This is a genomic window from Gammaproteobacteria bacterium, assembly GCA_015709695.1.
Taxonomy (GTDB): domain Bacteria; phylum Pseudomonadota; class Gammaproteobacteria; order Steroidobacterales.
Window position 1 is genome coordinate 228,539 of record CP054183.1, and the last position, 18,546, is coordinate 247,084.

Genomic DNA, 18,546 nt, shown 5'->3' on the forward strand with positions numbered 1-18,546 from the left:
CGCCGGCGGGGCCCCATGTTCTGGGCACGATGCGTTACCCGGAGCCCGCCCCATGCGGATGGACAAACTGACCAGCAAGTTCCAGCTCGCCCTGTCGGACGCGCAGTCGCTCGCGGTCGGGCGCGACCACCAGTTCATCGATCCGCTGCACGTCATGCTGGCGCTCATCGACCAGCAGGGCGGCACGGTGCGGCCGCTGCTCGCCAAGGCCGGCGCCAACCTGAGCCTGCTGCGCTCGCGGCTCGGCGAGGCCCTGGACCGCCTGCCCCGCGTGGAGGGCACCGGCGGCGAGGTGCTGGTTTCCAATGAACTCGGCAAGCTGCTCAACCTGGCCGACAAGCTGGCGCAGGACCGTGACGACCAGTACATCTCCTCGGAGCTGTTCCTGCTCGCCGCCTGCGGCGACAAGGGCACGCTCGGCCGCATCCTCGCCGAGGCCGGTGCGGTCAAGGGCGCGGTGGACAAGGCCATCGGCGAACTGCGCGGCGGCGCGAAGGTGGACGATCCCAATGCCGAGGAAGCCCGCCAGGCGCTGGAGAAGTACACCATCGACCTGACCGAGCGGGCCGCGCAGGGCAAGCTCGATCCCATCATCGGCCGCGACGACGAGATCCGCCGCACCATCCAGATCCTGCAGCGGCGCACCAAGAACAACCCGGTGCTGATCGGCGAGCCCGGCGTGGGCAAGACGGCGATCGTCGAGGGCCTGGCACAGCGCATCGTCAACGGCGAGGTGCCCGAGGGCCTGAAGGACAAGCGCGTGCTGACGCTCGACCTCGGTGCGCTGATCGCCGGTGCCAAGTTCCGCGGCGAGTTCGAGGAGCGCCTCAAGGCGGTGCTCAACGATCTGGCGAAGCAGGAAGGCCAGGTGATCCTGTTCATCGACGAGCTGCACACCATGGTCGGTGCCGGCAAGGCCGAGGGCTCGATGGATGCCGGCAACATGCTCAAGCCCGCGCTCGCCCGCGGCGAGCTGCACTGCGTGGGCGCCACCACGCTCGACGAGTACCGCCAGTACGTCGAGAAGGACGCCGCGCTGGAGCGCCGTTTCCAGAAGGTGATGATCAACGAGCCGACGGTGGAGGACACCATCGCCATCCTGCGCGGCCTGAAGGAGCGCTACGAGGTGCACCACAAGGTGCAGATCACCGACCCCGCCATCGTCGCCGCGGCGATGCTCTCGCACCGCTACATCGCCGACCGCCAGCTGCCCGACAAGGCCATCGACCTGGTGGACGAGGCCGCCTCGCGCATCCGCATGGAGATCGATTCCAGGCCCGAGGAGATGGACCGCCTCGACCGGCGCATCATCCAGCTGAAGATCGAACGCGAGGCGCTGAAGAAGGAATCCGACGAGGCCTCGCGCAAGCGCCTCGCCGATCTCCAGAGCCAGCTCGCCGAGCTGGAGAAGGAGTACGCCGACCTCGAGGAAGTGTGGAAGGCCGAGAAGGCCTCGGTGCAGGGCGAGGCCAGCATCAAGGAGGAACTCGAGCAGGCGCGGCGCGACCTCGAGACCGCGCGCCGTGCACAGGACCTCGGGCGCATGTCGCAGATCCAGTACGGGCGCATCCCCGAGCTGGAGAAGCGCCTCACCGAGGCCCTGGCCGCCGAGAAGAAGGAGAGCCGCCTGCTGCGCAACAAGGTCACCGAGGAGGAGGTCGCCGAGGTGGTCTCGAAGTGGACCGGCATCCCGGTGGCGAAGATGCTCGAGGGCGAGCGCGAGAAGCTGCTGCGCATGGAGGAGGCACTGCGCGAGCGCGTGGTCGGGCAGGACGAGGCCGTGAAGGCGGTGTCCGATGCCATCCGCCGTTCCCGGGCGGGGCTTGCCGATCCCCACCGCCCCAACGGCTCGTTCCTGTTCCTCGGCCCCACGGGCGTGGGCAAGACCGAGCTCTGCAAGGCGCTGGCCACCTTCCTCTTCGACACCGAGGAGGCGCTGGTGCGCCTGGACATGTCGGAATTCATGGAGAAGCACTCGGTGGCGCGCATGATCGGCGCGCCGCCGGGCTACGTCGGCTACGAGGAGGGCGGTTTCCTCACCGAGGCCGTGCGCCGCAAGCCCTATTCGGTGATCCTGCTCGACGAGGTCGAGAAGGCGCACCCGGACGTCTTCAACGTGCTGCTCCAGGTGCTCGACGACGGCCGGCTCACCGACGGGCAGGGCCGCACCGTGGATTTCCGCAACACCGTGGTCGTCATGACCTCCAACCTCGGCACGCAGCGCATCCAGCGCCTGGCGGCCGAGGGCAATTACGAGCGCATCAAGGCAGATGTCATGGAGGAGGTGACCGGCCACTTCCGCCCCGAGTTCATCAACCGCGTGGACGACATCGTGGTGTTCCACCCGCTGTCGGCGAAGCAGCTGCGCCAGATCGCCGGCATCCAGCTCGGCTACCTGCGCCAGCGGCTGGCCGAGCGCGACATGACCCTGACGCTGTCCGACCAGGCCCTCGACCAGCTGGCCGAGGCCGGCTTCGACCCCGTCTACGGTGCCCGACCGCTGAAGCGGGCCATCCAGACCCGTATCGAAAACCCCCTCGCTCAGGAGATACTGAAGGGGCGCTTCGGGCCGGGAGACACCGTGGCGGTGGACGTCGCCGACGGCAATCTGGTATTCCGCAGCAGCAAGAGCGCGGCCGCCTAGGCGCCCGCGCGCAGGACACGACACAGCAAGGATGGGACATGCCGATATTCGATTACCGCTGCACGCAGTGCGGCCACAGCTTCGACGCCCTCCAGAAGCTCGGTGAGGCGCCGCTGAGGAAATGCCCGGAATGCGGCAAGGCCGCGCTGGAGAAGCTGGTGTCGACGCCGGCCTTCCAGGTCAAGGGCAAGCACAAGGAAGGGGCCAGGAAGCAGGCATCGGCCCCTTCCCACGACCATGGCCATTCCCATTCCCACGGCGGGCATACGCACAGCCACGGCCCGGGCTGCGGCCACAAGCACTGAGCCGCGCTGGCGGCCCCTGGCTGAGGAACGACCCGTGCCGATCTACGAATACGCCTGCCAGAAGTGCGGGCATGCATTCGATGCGCTGCAGAAGGTCAGTGACGGCCCGCTGCGCAAATGTCCGGAGTGCGGCGCGATGCGCCTGAAGCGCCTGGTCTCGGCGCCGCAGTTCCGCCTCAAGGGCACCGGCTGGTACGAGACCGACTTCAAGACCGACAAGGACAGGAAGAAGCGGCTGGCGGATGGCGCCGAAGCCAGCCCTGCCGCGGACACCGCCGCCACCGACGCCGGCAAGGATGGCGACAGCGCCAAGGCCGCGCCGGCGCCCAAGGCCGGCGAAGCCGGGGCCGGCAAGGCCGACAAGCCGGCAAAGGCGACGCCGGCCAGGGCGAAGAAGTCCCCGGGCGGCAAGGCTGCGGCAGCCGACTGAACCCGGGTTGCCGGCCGCCGCCGCATGCGCGACCATAGCAGCCGCTTTCCCCGGTTCCGCAGCCCCTCATGAAACCCGCGCAACGTTACCTGGTGGCGGGGCTCCTCGTCTGGATCCCGGTCGGCGTCACCTTCCTGATCCTCAAGCTCATCGTCGACCTCATGGACGAGACGCTGGTCCTGCTGCCGGAGCATTTCCGCCCCGAGTACCTGATCGGCTTCCGCATCCCGGGCCTGGGTATCGTGCTGTCCGGGCTGGTGGTGTACCTCACCGGCATGCTGGCCGCCAACCTGGTCGGCCGGCGACTGCTGCGCGGCTGGGATGCCGTCCTGCAACGCATCCCGCTGGTGCGCTCCATCTACGGCGGGGCCAAGAGCTTCACCGAGGTGATCCTCGGCGACAGCGGCCAGTCCTTCAAGCAGGTGGTGCTGATCGAATACCCGCGCAAGGGCCTCTACAGCATCGGTTTCCTGACGGCCACCGAACTGGCCGAGGTGCAGGCGCGCACCCACGAGGAGGTGGTCTGCGTGTTCGTGCCGACCACGCCCAACCCGACCTCGGGCTTCATCCTGCTGGTGCCCCGCCGCGACGTGGTGTTCCTCGACATGGACGTGGAATCCGCCGTCAAGATGGTGGTCTCCCTGGGGGTCGTGGTGCCGGCCTGGGATGCCGAGAAAATGGCCATGCTTGCGCGCTCCAGACCCTCTCCTTAACATCCGCCGCCTTTGCGGCAGCATCCGGACAAGGCCCAGACAGTGACACCCCAAGGCATGCGCACCCACTACTGCGGCGAGGTCAATGCCGCCCATGTCGGCCAGGCCGTCACCGTGGCGGGCTGGGTCCACCGCCGGCGCGACCATGGCGGCGTCATCTTCATCGACCTGCGTGACCGCGAGGGGCTGCTGCAGGTGGTGGCCAACCCGGACGCCACCGCGGTGTTCGCCGAGGCCGAGCGGGTGCGCAGCGAGTACGTGCTGGTGGTCCGCGGCAGCGTGCGCCGTCGCCCCGAAGGCACGGTGAACCCGAAGCTGCCGAGCGGGGAAGTGGAGCTGGTGGCCGAGTCGCTGCAGGTGCTCAACGCGGCGGAAACCCCGCCGTTCCACCACGACGAAGCCGCCAGCGAGGACCTGCGCCTGCGCTACCGCTTCCTCGACCTGCGCCGCGAGGAGATGACGGCGCGCCTGCGCCTGCGCCACCGCGTCACCCGGGCGATGCGCAATTTCCTCGATGCCGCCGGCTTCATCGACATCGAGACGCCGATGCTGACGCGCACCACGCCGGAAGGCGCGCGCGACTACATCGTCCCCAGCCGCACCCACCCGGGCAAGTTCTTCGCCCTGCCGCAGTCGCCGCAGCTGTTCAAGCAGCTGCTGATGATGTCGGGGTTCGACCGCTACTACCAGATCGCCCGCTGCTTCCGCGACGAGGACCTGCGCGCGGATCGCCAGCCGGAGTTCACGCAGCTCGACATCGAGACGTCCTTCATGACGGAGGACGACATCATGAAGGTCATGGAGGCGCTGGTCCGCGACCTCTTCAAGACCATCCTCGATGTGGACCTGCCCAACCCGCTGCCGCGGATGACCTACCACGAGGCCGTGGAACGCTTCGGCATCGACCGGCCCGACCTGCGCATCCCGCTGGAGCTGGTGGAAGTCGGCGACCTGATGCAGGGCATCGAGTTCAAGGTGTTCGCCGATCCGGCGGCCGATCCGGACGGCCGCGTGGCCGCGCTCAGGCTCCCGGGCGGCGGCACGCTCTCGCGCAAGGAAATCGACGACTACACCGCCTACGTCGCCCGCTACGGCGCCAGGGGCCTCGCCTACATCAAGGTCAACGACCCGGCGAAGGGCCGCGAAGGCCTGCAGTCGCCGATCCTCAAGTTCATGCCCGATGCCACGGTGGCGGGGCTGGTCTCGCGCCTGCAGCTGCAGGCCGGGGACCTGGTGTTCTTCGGCGCCGACAAGCGCAAGGTGGTCAACGACTCGCTGGCCGCGCTGCGCGTCAAGCTCGGGCACGACCGCGGGCTGGTGGCCGAGGGCTGGCGCCCGCTGTGGGTGGTGGATTTCCCCGGCTTCGAGTGGGATGCGCAGGAGAAGCGCTGGGCGGCGCTGCACCACCCGTTCACGGCGCCGAAGGTGGCGAGCCCCGGGGAACTCGAGGCGGCGCCGGGCAAGGCGCTGTCGCGCGCCTATGACATGGTGCTCAACGGCACGGAGATCGGCGGCGGCTCCATCCGCATCCACACCGAGGCGATGCAGGCCGCGGTGTTCCGCGTGCTCGGCATGCCGGCGGAGGAGGCCGAGGGCAAGTTCGGCTTCCTGCTGCGCGCCATGCGCTACGGTTGCCCGCCCCACGGCGGCATCGCCTTCGGCCTGGACCGCCTGGTGATGCTGATGGCCGGTGCGCAGAGCATCCGCGACGTCATCGCCTTCCCGAAGACCCAGACGGCAAGCTGCCTGATGACCGAGGCGCCCGGGGACGTGTCGCCGCAGCAGCTCAAGGAAACCGGCATCCGCCTGCGCAGCTAGCCGGCGGCGGCGCCCGAAGACGATGAACCGCCGCAGCTTCCTGCTTGCCGGCACCGTCGCCGCGATCATGCCAGCCGAAGCCCAGCTTCCCGCCGACAACGTCGTCGTGGTCCACGGACTGTGGATGACCGGCATGGAGACCGGCCTGCTGCGCAGCCGGCTGCGCGAGGACTACGGCTTCGACCCGCGCCAGTACAGCTACCGCACCGTGCAGGCCGGGCTCGACGCCAACGTGCGCCAGCTCCATGAGTACCTGGCCGCCGTGCCCGGCGACACCCTCCACGTGGTCGGCCACAGCCTCGGCGGCCTGCTGGCGCTGCACACGCTGCTGCGTTACCCGGATCCGCGTCCGGGCCGCGTGGTCTGCCTCGGCTCGCCGCTGCGCGGGAGTGTCGCCGCACGCGCCCTGGCCGGCCTGCCCTTCGGCCAGGAGATCCTCGGCCAGACCATGCGCGAGGCCGTGCTCGAAGGCGGCCTGGACGAATACCGCGGTGCGCGCGAGGTCGGCGTGATCGCCGGGACCATGGGCCTGGGCCTCGGCGTGGTCATCGAAAACCTGCCGATCCCGAACGACGGCACGGTCGCGGTCGAGGAAACCCGGCTGCCGGGCATCAGGGACCACCTCGAGATCGAGGTGAGCCACACCGGCCTGCTGGTGTCGCCGCTGGTGGCCTCCCAGACCGCCTTCTTCCTGCGGCACGGGCAGTTCGCCCGCACGGGCAGCGAGACAGGCTGAGGCTGCCGCGTCCGGGCTTCGCGAGGCGGCCGTCGTCGCGCCGGGCTCGGGCAGCATTGCGTTCTGCCGTGCATGCAGGAATCATGGCCGCCTGCCGCACCCGACCCAAGCCGAGCAGGAGGACCGACTTGTCGATCAGCGCACCCGAGACCCCGCCGGCCGCGGGTACCGCCCCTGTCAGGAAATTCTGGTTCGTCGAGCTTGCCGAGGATGTCGCCCGCAGCCACTTCGGCACCTTGCTCTACGGCGCCTTCACCACCATCGGCCTGCTGGCCTTCGTCGCCATCGGCACGCCCTACGTCCTCAACGTCTACCTGCAGGTACCGGCGAACGAGCAGGGCCAGATATCCGGCGACCTTGCCGCGTGGACCGAGATCGTGCTGCTGCTGGTGTTCGGCCCGGCCGGCGTGCTGGCCGACCGCATCGGCCGGAGGCAGGTCTATGCGGTGGGCTACCTGTTCATGGGCATTGCCTATGCCCTGTATCCCTTCGCCGGGTCGGTCACCGAGCTGACCGGCTACCGCATCGTCTACGCCCTGGGCGTCGGGCTGACGACCGCGATGCTGCAGACCACGCTCGCCGATTACCCGGCCAATGCCTCGCGCGGCAAGGCCACCGCGCTGATCGGCACCCTCAACGGCCTCGGTGTCATCATCCTCTCGGTCGGGCTGGGCGGCATGATGAAGGCCTTCGTCGGCCGCGGCTGGGATCCACAGATGGCCGGCTACCTCACCCACGGCATCGTCGCCGGCCTGTGCTTTTTCTCGGCGGTCGTCGTCGCCCGTGGCCTCAAGCCGGGCGCCGGCGTCAGCCGCGCGGCGCGCCTGCCCATCGGCGAGCTGGTGGCGAGCGGCTTCGCCGCGGCACGCAACCCGCGGGTCGCGCTCGCCTATGCCTGCGCCTTCATCGCCCGTGGCGACCTGGTGGTGGTCGGCACCTTCGTCAACCTCTGGGGCACCAGCGCCGCCATGGCTGCGGGCTACGACCCGGCCGAGGCCTCCGCCAAGGGCCGGATGCTGTTCGCCGCTTCCACCACCGCCGGCCTGTTCTGGCTGCCGATCATGGGCTACATGCTCGACAAGCTGAACCGCGTCACCGGCGCGGTGGTCTGCATGGCGCTGGCCGCAGCGGGGTTCCTGTTCACCGACATGGTCGACGATCCGCTGGACAGCCGGAACCTGGGGTTCTTCCTGCTCCTCGGCATCGGCCAGATCAGCGCCTTCGCCGCCGCCGCCACGCTCATCGGTCAGGAAGCACCGAAGGAATCGCGCGGTGCGGTCATCGGGCTGTTCAACATGTCCGGCGCCATCGGCATCCTGTTCTGCACCGCCGTCGGCGGCCGCCTGTTCGACGCCATCGGCCCGCACGCCGTGTTCGAGATGGTCGGCACCATCACCGTGCTAGTCGTGCTCTTCGGCCTCTGGGTGCGCTGGAAGGCGCCCGGGCCGCTGAAGCCGGAGCGGGGCGGGGTGGAGCTGGGGGTCTGAGGCGGCCGGCGGGCTTCGCCAGGCGGGGTGCCACGGGAAGCCCCGGTGGCTCACGCTGTGAGCCACCCCTGATATAAGCTTCGAATCAAGAAGAAATACGGCTGATACCCGTTATCGGCTGTGGCAATCGCAGCGAATCATGATGCCGCGACCGAGTAGCGGCGGATGCCGATTCCTGGGTTGACCGCACCGGCAGTTCGTCATCACCACCCTCACGGGTGCTGGCGCAGGGGAAGACATGGAGCCATTCGGTACCAGCACGAAAGGCATATCGGATGCCACGTTTGCGCAGGTGTTCAGCGCGGCGACAACACTGGACTCCCCTTATGCCTATCAGTATCGACTGGCCACCGATCCCTGGCCGGACCTTCTCGATGTGCCAACCGGCATGGGCAAGACGGCAGCCATCACGCTGGCGTGGCTGTGGAAGCGGGGCTGGCGCAAAGGTGGCCGCACCGGCCCCGTCGATACCTCCACTCCACGCCGCCTGGTGTGGTGCCTTCCGATGCGCGTACTGGTTGAGCAGACGCGCGACAACGTCGCCGGCTGGCTCTGCAACCTGGACATTCACGGAAAGCAGGGCGACAACAAGGTATCCGTCCATGTGCTGATGGGTGGCGAGGAGGACCTCGGCTCCTGGGCCGAGCATCCGGAAGAGGACATGATCCTCATCGGCACCCAGGACATGCTGCTTTCACGCGCCCTGATGCGTGGTTACGGCATGAGCCGCTACCAGTGGCCCATCCACTTTGCCTTGCTGCACAACGACTGCCTTTGGGCATACGACGAGGTGCAGCTGATGGGTGCAGGGCTGGCGACTTCCGCACAGATCGAAGCTTTTCGTCGTCGTTTCGTGCCGGCCGTGGCGAGCCATTCGCTGTGGGTCTCGGCAACGCTGCGCCAGGAGTGGCTGGCGACGGTCGATCTGCGGCCGCATATGGACTCGCTGCAACGCCATACCATCGGCGATGTGGACAGGCAGCAGGCTGGTGAGCGGCTGCGTGCCGTCAAGTCATTGCGGTCTGCAACGTTGCGTCTCGGCAATGACAACGGCAAGCAGAATGGCAGGGCGTATCTCGGTGCGCTATGCGCGGAAGTGCTCGCGCACCATGACGTGAAAGCGCAGACCCTCGTCATCCTCAACAATGTCAGCCGGGCACAGGGACTCTTCCAGCTCCTGTGCAGGGAGCGGGCAGGCAAGGGGGATCTGCTGATTCATGCCCGCTTCCGTCCGGCCGAGCGGGCCGCGCAGGCGCGACGGCTGCGTGATGAGCCTGACGTCGACCGCATCATCGTTGCCACACAGGCCATCGAGGCCGGTGTCGATATTTCCTCCAGGGTGATGTTTACCGAGCTGGCTCCGTGGACGTCGATGGTGCAGCGCTTCGGCCGCTGCAATCGCTACGGGGAGCACAACAAGGACGGCGCACACATATTCTGGATCGATATCGAGCCAGACAAGACCATGGTATTGCCCTATACGGACGAAGTACTGGATGTTGCGCGCACCAGGCTTGCGGGGTTGGCGAGTGCGAGCCCGCAGGATTTGCCACCAGCGGATGAAGCTCACCCGCTCACGGCGGTTCTGCGTCGCAAGGACTTCCTGGATCTCTTCAATACCGACCCTGACCTGTCGGGCTTCGACGTCGATGTATCCGACTACATCCGTGACAGCGGTACACCCGGCGTGCAGGTGTTCTGGCGCGAATTCGAGGGCGACCCCAACCAGCCGGAACCGCAGGCACGACCCGTCCGCGATGAGCTGTGCCCGGCGTCCATCGGGCAGGTCACGGCCTTGGTCAGGCGCAAGGACGTCACGCTCTGGAACTGGGACGCACTGGACGGCCGGTGGTCGAGGTTACAGCGTGACCGCAAGCCGCGCCCCGGCATGGTACTGATGGCAAGCAGTACCCATGGCGGCTACGACCCGACCATCGGCTTTGATGCCGACAGCCGGAAGCCGGTGCAGCCGTTGCCGCCGGCAGCGACGGGCCGCGACAGCATGCCTGACTACACCGATGACGGACTCTCGAGACAGAACAGGCCGGTGTTGCTCGCCGAGCACCTCACACACGTCGCCCAGCATGCCGGGCGATTGTGCACTGCGGTCGGCGAGACGGAGCATCTCGGTGCGGTGGTGCGCGCTGGCCGTTGGCACGACCTGGGCAAACTCCACGCGGTCTTTCAGGGCTCGATGTACCGCTGTCGCCCGCCAGCCGATCCGGCGCGGCCGCTGGCCAAGTCCGATTGCGCGGGGCCGATGCGCCACGACCGTCCATATTTCCGCCACGAGCTGGCCTCCATGCTGGGCTGGCTGGCCCAGTACGACGCGGAGCCGGATGCCGATCTCGTCGCGTACCTGATCCTCGCCCATCATGGCAAGGTGCGCATGAGCCTGCGCGCCATGCCTACGGAACAGGCGGGCGCCGATGTCAGGCGCTTTGCTCGTGGTATTCATGAGGGTGATTTGCTGCCCGCGCTGGATTTTGACGGTGAACACAGCGGGGCAATCACGCTCAAGCTTGCGCTGATGGAAATCGGGCTTGGCGAGCAGGGGCCATCGTGGAGCGAACGTGCGTTGCGGCTCCGGGATCGGCTTGGCCCGATTCGACTGGCCTGGCTGGAAACCCTGGTGCGGCTGGCCGACTGGCGTGCCTCGGCAGCCGAACAGCTTGAACCGGTCGACGGGCAGCCGCACAATGCGACACATGAACTGGATCGAAGCCATCCATCACTGGCGCAGGTTGCCACGGGCGGAGCAGCAGCGGCGCGCACTGGCGAATCTGCCACGCAAGGTGGCGCGCAGCATGGCCTTCGAGGGCGAGCCGGTGGATCAGGCGATGCTGGAAGCCGAACTCGGCCGCCTCAAGCAGCAACCCGCTACGTCGACACCACACTCGGCATCCTGAGCTACGCCGAGCTCGCACCGCATCTGGCGCGCCGCGTCGAGCAGGCCCAGTACGCCATCCGCCAGGGCGAACTTGATCGCCGGCTGGTTGATGAGAGTCTCTTCCTCGAACTGCACAAACGTATCTGTGGCGACCTGACGCCAGACTTCTCCGGCCGCTGGCGAAGCCAGGAGGTCATTGTCGGCGAGCATCAACCGCCCTTGCCGCATCTCGTCGCCCAGGGGATGCGTGAGTACGTGCGCGATCTCCAGGCCCGTATCGATGCCTTGCCATCCGAGGCCGGTGATTCCCTGCTGGAGCTGCTGGCCTTTGCCGAGGGCCGGCTGCTCAGCATTCACCCGTTCACCGATTTCAATGGCCGCACCACACGCGTGTTCATCGACTGGCTGACACGCCGTCTCGACCTCCCGGATGTCGATCCGACACCGGATGAGGGCGAGGCAACCGCTCTTTACCTCGCCGCACTGCGCGCCGCCGACCGCCACCACTGGACGCCGCTGATGGCGATCTGGCGTGAACGCCTGCAGCAGGGGGCCGGGTCATGAATGAGCATGTGCTGGATGGATGTACGGCAACCCCGCTCGCCAGCTATCTCAAGGCATTGGGTGTGTTACGCCTGCTTTCGGCCTGGTATCCGGACACGCGCGGCGCATGGCGTGGGGACTGCTTCGTGCTGACGACGCCGCTTGACCGCGGCGGAATCGAGAAGTTTTTTCTTGAGGAGTATGCGCCGACACCGGTGATGGCGCCGTGGAATGGCGGCAGTGGCTTTTACGAGAAGGACAACAAGGATGCATTGCTGCGCATAATGCAAAGCGGCGATGCGCGACTGCATGACTACCGGAACTGTCTTGCAATTGCTGAGTCTGCGCTTTCGGGGTACGACCGTTCGAGCAGCCCCAAGGAAGATGACAAGGCACGTCTTCTCAGCACAATGCGTGGGCAGCTGCCCGATGGTGCGCTTGCCTGGTTTGATGCCTCCGTTCTTCTTGCCAGTGAGGCGGCCCGATATCCACCGCTGCTGGGTACCGGCGGCAACGACGGCCGGCTCGATTTCACCAACAATTTCATGCAGCGTGTTCTTGACGTCATCCTTTTCGCCGACAACGCGGAAAGGAAAGTATCACTCGAAAGAATTCGAACAGCCTTGTTCAACATGGTGTCGCCCGGATTGGCCAAGAGTGCCATCGGGCAGTTCTCGCCAGGGCAGGCAGGAGGACCAAACGCTGGTACGGGGTTTGAGGCCGATGCTGCGATCAATCCCTGGGATTTCGTGTTGATGATAGAAGGCGCGCTGTTGTTCGCTGCGGCAGCAGTACGACGCAATGCGGACGATCATTTCGGCGTGCTGAGCTATCCCTTTACCGTGCGTGCGGTTGGGTCCGGGGCGGGCAGTCTTGGAGAAGGGGACTTTTCCAGCGCACGCGGGGAACTGTGGATGCCTCTTTGGACGCAGTCGGCGACGTACGCGGAAGTACAGGCATTGATGAGCGAAGGCCGGGTGGCATTGGGACGGAAGCCGGCAAGGGATGCGCTGGATTTCGTTCGTGCCGTACAGCATCTGGGTGCCTACCGCGGCGTGCGCAGCTTCCAGCGGTACGGTTTGTTGATGCGCTCAGGCAAGGCATACCTGGCGACACCACTTGCACGTGTTGAGGTGAACGAGAGGCAGGGTCCATCGTGGCTCGATGAGCTGGATGCCCACGGCTGGCTTGACCGATTTCGTCGTTTCAGCGGGGAGGCCAACACAGCCGTGCGCTTCAGGATGCTGTGCAAGCGCCTCGAGGATCGGCTGTTCTCGCTGGTCGGAAGGCTGCCGCGCAAGGCGGAAGCACAGGCATTGCTGGTCCTGCTTGGCAAGATCCAGATGACGCTTGCGGTGAGCGGCAAGGCGCGCGAGACGATAAACCCGATACCGCGCCTCTCCGGACGCTGGGTGATTGCTGCGGCTGACGATACGCCGGCCTTCCGCATAGCCATGGCGCTTGCCGGGCTGCACGGTATGGATCATGAACCGCTGCCCTTGCGTGCGCAGCTGTTTCCGGTCCAGCGCCGATTCGACCAATGGTTGACCCCGGAGGCAGGCGAGAAGAGTCGCATCTGTGATGGTGCCAAGGGCCGGCTTGTGGATGTCTTGCCGTCATTGCTCGATCGCCGCCTCTGGTTGGCAGAGCGCCTGGCGCTCTCGGACAAGCCGCTGGACAGTGCGGCGGGAGCGACGCTTGAAGACGTAGCCGGCTTTCTTCGCCATGATGGTATGGACACGCGCATCAGTGACCTGCTGCCAGGTCTCTCGCTCTGCGAGATTCCCGGGGATTTCGATCGCGGTGCGGGTGAAGACGTCCTGCCTTCGGCATTCTCGCTGATGAAGCTCGTGTTGACGCCGGAGCGCAGGTTGCGCTCCCTGGGATTGCTGGCGGATGGCCAGCAGCTGCCTGTTCCTCCCAGGATGCTGGCACAGCTTGAAGCAGGGAATCATGACAATCGTGCTGTGGTGTCCGCATGGCGTCGTCTGCGGGCATCTGGCTTGTCGCCTCTATTTTCGCCTGATGCCCTGCCGGCACTCACGGGCATCGATCCCAGGCGTGCCGCAGCAGCCCTGCTGATTCCGCTGCGCTTTGGTGCCACCGCCGCACTGGCGCGGTCGGTGTTGAATCAACCCGATACCGGATCTGTCTGACACTGCCCGTCAAGGAGAACAACGATGAGTCTTGATCTGTCCGCCCTCGCACATGCTCCCCGCCTGCTGCTGCGGGCCAGGCTGAAGCCCCTGCAGGGCACGCGGTTTCAGCCTACCGGCTTTCCCGAGATCGGGGCAGCACAGTATGAGGGGCCGGATGGTGCGCCAACGCTGCTGGTGGAGTCTGCGCAGAGCATGGCGAACCGCATGGAGGCGGTGTGCTGGGACAAGGTGGCGGATGATTGGGTGGCGCCGCTCAAGGGGCTATCGGTCATCAAGGTCAAGGACAAGTCCGGGCAACCGCTGACCAATTCGGTATTGGAGGCCCACCGCATCAACTCACCCTACATTCTCGAGGGCGGCGATAAGACTGTATTCACTCAGTTGAAAACCGAGCTGGCGGAGATGGAGGAAGGTCTTGTGGACCTGCGCAAGCTGGCGCATGTCCTGCTTTCCCTAGATATCAATGCGCTCCTGCATGGCGTGTTCCTGGCGAAGAAGGAGCTGGCGGGAGGGCGCCTGCGTCTGCCGCGCGCGCTGTCCGGATTCATCGAGGCAACGGGTGCCAAAGTGGCAGCCAGTGGTGGTGTCAAGAACGATTCCGTCAATCCGTCAGGCGATACTTCCAAGGGCTTTGGTAACGTGCCATTCTCCAGGGACGAGTTTGTCTCGCCTGATATCGCCGCTTACTTCAATCTGGATCTTGCCCAGTTGCGGGGATATGGCTTCAAGCAACCGACTTACGATCTGCTGGTCGCCTTGGCACTCTACAAGGTTCTTGCCTTCCTCGAAACCGGTCTGCGTCTGCGTACCGCCTGCGATCTGGAATGTGAAGCGGTCGATGTGCAACGGCCGGTCGGGTTTCAGATGCCCAGCCTCGATACCCTTGCGCAGTGCATGCCGAATCTGATCAACGCGGCTGCGTCCGAGGCGCGCTTCCAGACCGTCTCGGTGATCTACAGCGGTGGGGGCAAGCAGAAGAAGGACAAGACCAGGGGCGCGGCGGAGGTTGACGATGCCGGCGGAGATGATGGGGAATAGCCATGCTTGCGCTCGCATTCACGTTTCCTGCCGGGCGCTATCACGCCACCCCGTGGGATCGTCACGTCAATGAAGGCGCGGTAGCCTGGCCGCCTGAGCCCTGGCGCATTCTGCGCGGGCTGATTGCCACTTGGCATCACAAGATCAAGTACAAGGGCCGGCACAGTGAGGCCACGCTGGAGGCACTGATCGAGACTTTGGCGGCAGAACTTCCTCAATACAGTTTGCCTTCTGCCAGTCACAGCCACGCACGGCATTACATGCCGCAGTTTGCTGCTGGAAAGACATCGTTGATTTTCGATGCCTTCGCTGCCGTTGACCGTGAAGAGCCGCTTTGCGTGATCTGGCCGGATATCGAGTTGCCAGATGACCAGCGCTTGCTGCTGGATGATCTCCTTGCAGTCATGGGTTATCTCGGCCGCGCCGAGTCCTGGGTTGAAGCCAGGCGCATCGCCACGATTGCGGACGTGAACTGCCGGCCCGGTGGTAGTGTGATCGACGTAGAGACTGGTGAAATCCGCGGTGAGCTTGTGACGCTTCATGCGCCGTTGCCACCTGCTGAATACCAGGCCCTGCGCGAGCGCTTTCTCGTCGACAAGAAGGCACAGAAGAAGCTTGGCAGTACCTTGCCGGCAACGCTGCTCGATGCGCTCGGCATCGATACGAGCAGCCTGCGCAAGGTTGGCTGGAGCCAGCCACCTGCCGCACGAAAGGTGAGCTACCTGCGGCCGCTCGATGCCCTGCGCCCAAGGCCGGCCATTCATCGGGCACAGAGGCCTGCGGTGGCAGCTGTCAACTTCATCCTGAGTGGCAAGCCGATGCCGCGCGTGGAAGACAGTCTGCGCATCGGCGAGCTCATGCGCGTCGCCGTCATGGGCCAATGCAAGCGCACTTTTGGCGAAGCCAGCATCCCGCCTGTCTTCTCCGGCCACGATCTGCCGGACGGCAACCGTCATCGGCATGCCTTCTACTTGCCGTGGGACAGCAACGGCGATGGCAAGCTCGACCGCCTGCTCGTTTATGCGCCTGATGGCCTGGGTGATGTCGAGCAGCGTGCGCTCGTCAAGGTACAGAGGCTGTGGCAACGGGGAGGGACGGAATGGCGCCTGGTTCTGGAAGGCAGCGGAACCGCGGAGGTCGCGAGTACCCTTACCGGAGCCAGTACAACCTGGGTATCCGTGACGCCGTATCTGCATCCCTGGCACGTCAAGAAGCGGTTCGGCGTCGAAGATCAGATCCGCCGCGAATGTCGGGAGCGGGGCTTGCCGGAGCCCGTCACCATCGAGACCCTTGATGACGTGGACGTCGGCCGGGGTCGCAGGCGTCGTCCCATTCATTTCCAGCGTTTCCGCAGCCGCCACGGCCTCAGCCAGCCTGATCGTCTGGGCAGCTTCCGGCGCATGGTGTTTGCGCAACCCGTCGCAGGCCCGCTGGCGCTGGGCTTTGGCTGTCACTACGGGCTTGGATTGTTCAGGCCCATGGTCTGACCATTCGCTGGAGCTGCCGCAAAGGCGGGCCCGTCTGGGGGCGCCGGCACACTGCAGGAAAAGGCGCTGGTCAGCGGAGGTGGGGTAGTGAAGGACGACGCCGTTGCTCCTGGCGCAGCCCAGCCCGATCTGCCAATGCCATTCCCGGAGCTGGCTGGTGACCTCCCGTTGCTGCCGGCACGCATGGTCAACGAGTTCCAGTATTGCCCGCGTCTGGCCTATCTCGAGTGGGTGCAGGGTGAGTGGGCAGATTCGTCAGACACGGTGGATGGCCGGCATGCACACCGCCGGGTGGACCAGGCACGGGGAAAGTTGCCCCCGGCCGGGGAGATCGACGAAGGGGAGCGTGTCCACGCACGCTCGATCACCCTGTCCTCCAACCGTTTGGGCCTGATTGCCCGTATGGACCTGGTCGAAGGTGAGGGCGATCACGTCACGCCTGTCGACTACAAGCGAGGCCGGCGACCGCATGTGCCACGCGGTGCGTACGATCCGGAGCGGGTACAGCTTTGCGTGCAGGGACTGATCCTGGCCGAGCACGGGTATGTCTGCGAGGAGGGAATTCTCTGCTTCACCGAAAGTCGCGAGCGTGTTCGTGTCATCTTCGATGATGAACTGAAGGCACTCACCCGCAACGCCATCGACGGCCTGCGTCTGGTAGCCGTCGGCGGTCAGCTCCCCCCGCCACTGGACGACAGCCCGAAGTGCCCCCGCTGTTCCCTGGTGACGATCTGCCTGCCCGATGAGCTCGCGTTCCTGCGCACCCGGGAGTCATCGCCGCGTCCACTGGCCATAGCTAGGGACGAGGCGCTGCCTCTCTATGTGCAGGCACGTGGCGCCAAGATTGCCAAGAAGGGCGAGACCCTGGAAATTTCCGTTGAAGACCAGAAGGTGCAGACCGTGCGGCTTCTGGATGTCTCGCAGCTTGTCCTCATGGGGCAGGTCTATGTGACCACGCCCACCTTGCACGAGCTGATGGCCCGGGAGGTACCGATATCCTGGCATTCCTTCGGTGGCTGGTTTCTCGGCCACAGCGTTGGCACCGGCCACAAGAATGTGGAAATCCGCACGGCACAGTATCGCGCGAGCTTCGATTCCTCGTGGTGCCTGCGGCTGGCGAAAGCATTCGTCATCGCCAAGATCCGCAACCAGCGAACCATGCTGCGGCGAAACTGGAAAGAGGATGCGGCACCCGCGGATCTGGTCGATGGCTTTCAGCAGGATCTGCGACGTGCACAGCGGGCAGGAGACCTTGGTGAGCTGCTCGGTGCCGAAGGCCAGGCGGCAGCCCGCTACTTCTCCGCTTTCGCCGGGATGTTGAGCAGGGGGCCAGACCAGTCGCTTGCATTTGATTTCACGACGCGTAATCGACGCCCGCCCACCGATCCCGTCAATGCCTTGCTATCGTATGCGTACACGCTGCTCACGCGGAGCTGGACCGTCGTGCTGACGGCAGTCGGATTCGATGCCTATCGGGGCTTCTATCATCAGCCACGTTACGGTCGACCGGCACTGGCGCTGGACATGATGGAGTCGTTCCGGCCACTGATCGCCGATTCGAGTGTTCTGCAGGCGATCAACAACGGCGAGGTGCGTCCGACGGATTTCATCAGTGCGGCGGGCAGCGTGGCCCTTACCGCGGATGGACGCAAGCGCTTCATCGCCGCATTCGAGCGTCGCCTGTCACATGAGATTACCCATCCGGTTTTCGGATACAAGCTGAGCTATCGTCGGTTGCTGGAACTGCAGGCACGGCTGCTGGCGCGGCACCTGCTGGGAGAACTGGACGACTATCCGGAATTCACCACAAGGTGAGGCGATGCGTGAGGAGCACCTGTTTATCGTGACCTATGACATCGGTGACGCGAAGCGCTGGCGGCGGGTATTCGGGCTCATGAATGGTTATGGCGAGTGGCTGCAGTTCTCTGTGTTCCAGTGCCGGATGAGTCGCCAGCGCCATGCTGAACTCGTTGCCCTTCTGGATGGCGTCATCAACCACACGAAGGACCACGTATTGTTCATGGATCTTGGGCCGGCAGACCAGGTGACACCGCGGGTGATAAGCTTGGGCAAGTCATTCGAACCGGTGGTACGAGCCCCGGTTATTGTGTGATTTGACGCTGCCTGCATGCGCGAGCGCTGTAGTGGTGTCGGAAACCTCGGGAAGCGCTCGCGTAGGCGGAGTTCTTTAATAAACAGCATGTTGACGCTCACACGACGTATCTGCGTGTTGGCCGTGCAACCTTTGTGCAGTGGCGAGATCCGAGCGCTCGCATGCGGACTCACAAGCCCATGC

Annotated in this window: 13 protein-coding genes; all 13 read left to right on the plus strand. The window is 65.5% G+C overall.

The window, feature by feature from the left end; genetic code table 11:
• Nucleotides 1-52: 52 nt before the first annotated feature.
• The 13 genes from clpB to cas2 all read left to right on the plus strand — a co-directional run bounded on the left by clpB (nucleotide 53) and on the right by cas2 (nucleotide 18,363).
• Nucleotides 53-2,644: an ATP-dependent chaperone ClpB gene (clpB, locus tag HRU81_01160; protein QOJ30827.1), complete on the plus strand. Its 2,592-nt coding sequence runs from the start codon at nucleotides 53-55 to the stop codon at nucleotides 2,642-2,644.
• A gap of 38 nt (nucleotides 2,645-2,682) precedes the next feature.
• Nucleotides 2,683-2,949 carry a zinc ribbon domain-containing protein gene (locus HRU81_01165; GenBank protein ID QOJ30828.1) on the plus strand — a complete coding sequence of 89 codons (267 nt, stop codon included), beginning with the start codon at nucleotides 2,683-2,685 and terminating at the stop codon, nucleotides 2,947-2,949.
• Nucleotides 2,950-2,983: 34 nt separating this feature from the next.
• Nucleotides 2,984-3,379, plus strand: a complete 396-nt coding sequence (locus HRU81_01170; GenBank protein QOJ30829.1) for a zinc ribbon domain-containing protein — start codon at nucleotides 2,984-2,986, stop codon at nucleotides 3,377-3,379.
• A gap of 68 nt (nucleotides 3,380-3,447) precedes the next feature.
• Nucleotides 3,448-4,092, plus strand: a complete 645-nt coding sequence (locus HRU81_01175) for a DUF502 domain-containing protein (protein QOJ30830.1) — start codon at nucleotides 3,448-3,450, stop codon at nucleotides 4,090-4,092.
• Nucleotides 4,093-4,149: 57 nt separating this feature from the next.
• The gene (gene aspS, locus HRU81_01180; protein QOJ33229.1) at nucleotides 4,150-5,910 is read left to right on the plus strand and encodes an aspartate--tRNA ligase; all 1,761 of its coding nucleotides are present in this window, start codon (nucleotides 4,150-4,152) and stop codon (nucleotides 5,908-5,910) included.
• Between the two features lie 22 nt (nucleotides 5,911-5,932).
• Complete coding sequence (locus HRU81_01185; GenBank protein ID QOJ30831.1) at nucleotides 5,933-6,646, plus strand: alpha/beta fold hydrolase; 714 nt, start codon at nucleotides 5,933-5,935, stop codon at nucleotides 6,644-6,646.
• An 83-nt stretch (nucleotides 6,647-6,729) separates the two neighbouring features.
• On the plus strand, nucleotides 6,730-8,133 hold the full coding sequence (locus HRU81_01190) for an MFS transporter (GenBank protein ID QOJ30832.1): 1,404 nt from the start codon (nucleotides 6,730-6,732) through the stop codon (nucleotides 8,131-8,133).
• A gap of 238 nt (nucleotides 8,134-8,371) precedes the next feature.
• Nucleotides 8,372-11,587: a CRISPR-associated helicase Cas3' gene (gene cas3, locus HRU81_01195; protein QOJ30833.1), complete on the plus strand. Its 3,216-nt coding sequence runs from the start codon at nucleotides 8,372-8,374 to the stop codon at nucleotides 11,585-11,587.
• Nucleotides 11,584-13,722, plus strand: coding sequence for a type I-U CRISPR-associated protein Csx17 (gene csx17 / locus HRU81_01200; GenBank protein ID QOJ30834.1), 2,139 nt, complete (start codon nucleotides 11,584-11,586; stop codon nucleotides 13,720-13,722). Before cas3 ends, csx17 begins: the two co-directional genes overlap by 4 nt.
• A 24-nt stretch (nucleotides 13,723-13,746) precedes the next feature.
• Nucleotides 13,747-14,763 carry a type I-U CRISPR-associated protein Cas7 gene (gene cas7u, locus HRU81_01205; protein QOJ30835.1) on the plus strand — a complete coding sequence of 339 codons (1,017 nt, stop codon included), beginning with the start codon at nucleotides 13,747-13,749 and terminating at the stop codon, nucleotides 14,761-14,763.
• Between the two features lie 2 nt (nucleotides 14,764-14,765).
• Nucleotides 14,766-16,250 carry a type I-U CRISPR-associated protein Cas5/Cas6 gene (gene cas5u6u, locus HRU81_01210; GenBank protein QOJ30836.1) on the plus strand — a complete coding sequence of 495 codons (1,485 nt, stop codon included), beginning with the start codon at nucleotides 14,766-14,768 and terminating at the stop codon, nucleotides 16,248-16,250.
• 135 nt (nucleotides 16,251-16,385) lie between these two features.
• A complete protein-coding gene (gene cas1 / locus HRU81_01215; protein QOJ33230.1) occupies nucleotides 16,386-18,065 on the plus strand; it encodes a CRISPR-associated endonuclease Cas1 in 1,680 nt (559 codons plus the stop codon).
• A 4-nt stretch (nucleotides 18,066-18,069) separates the two neighbouring features.
• A complete protein-coding gene (gene cas2, locus HRU81_01220; protein QOJ30837.1) occupies nucleotides 18,070-18,363 on the plus strand; it encodes a CRISPR-associated endonuclease Cas2 in 294 nt (97 codons plus the stop codon).
• Nucleotides 18,364-18,546: the final 183 nt, after the last annotated feature.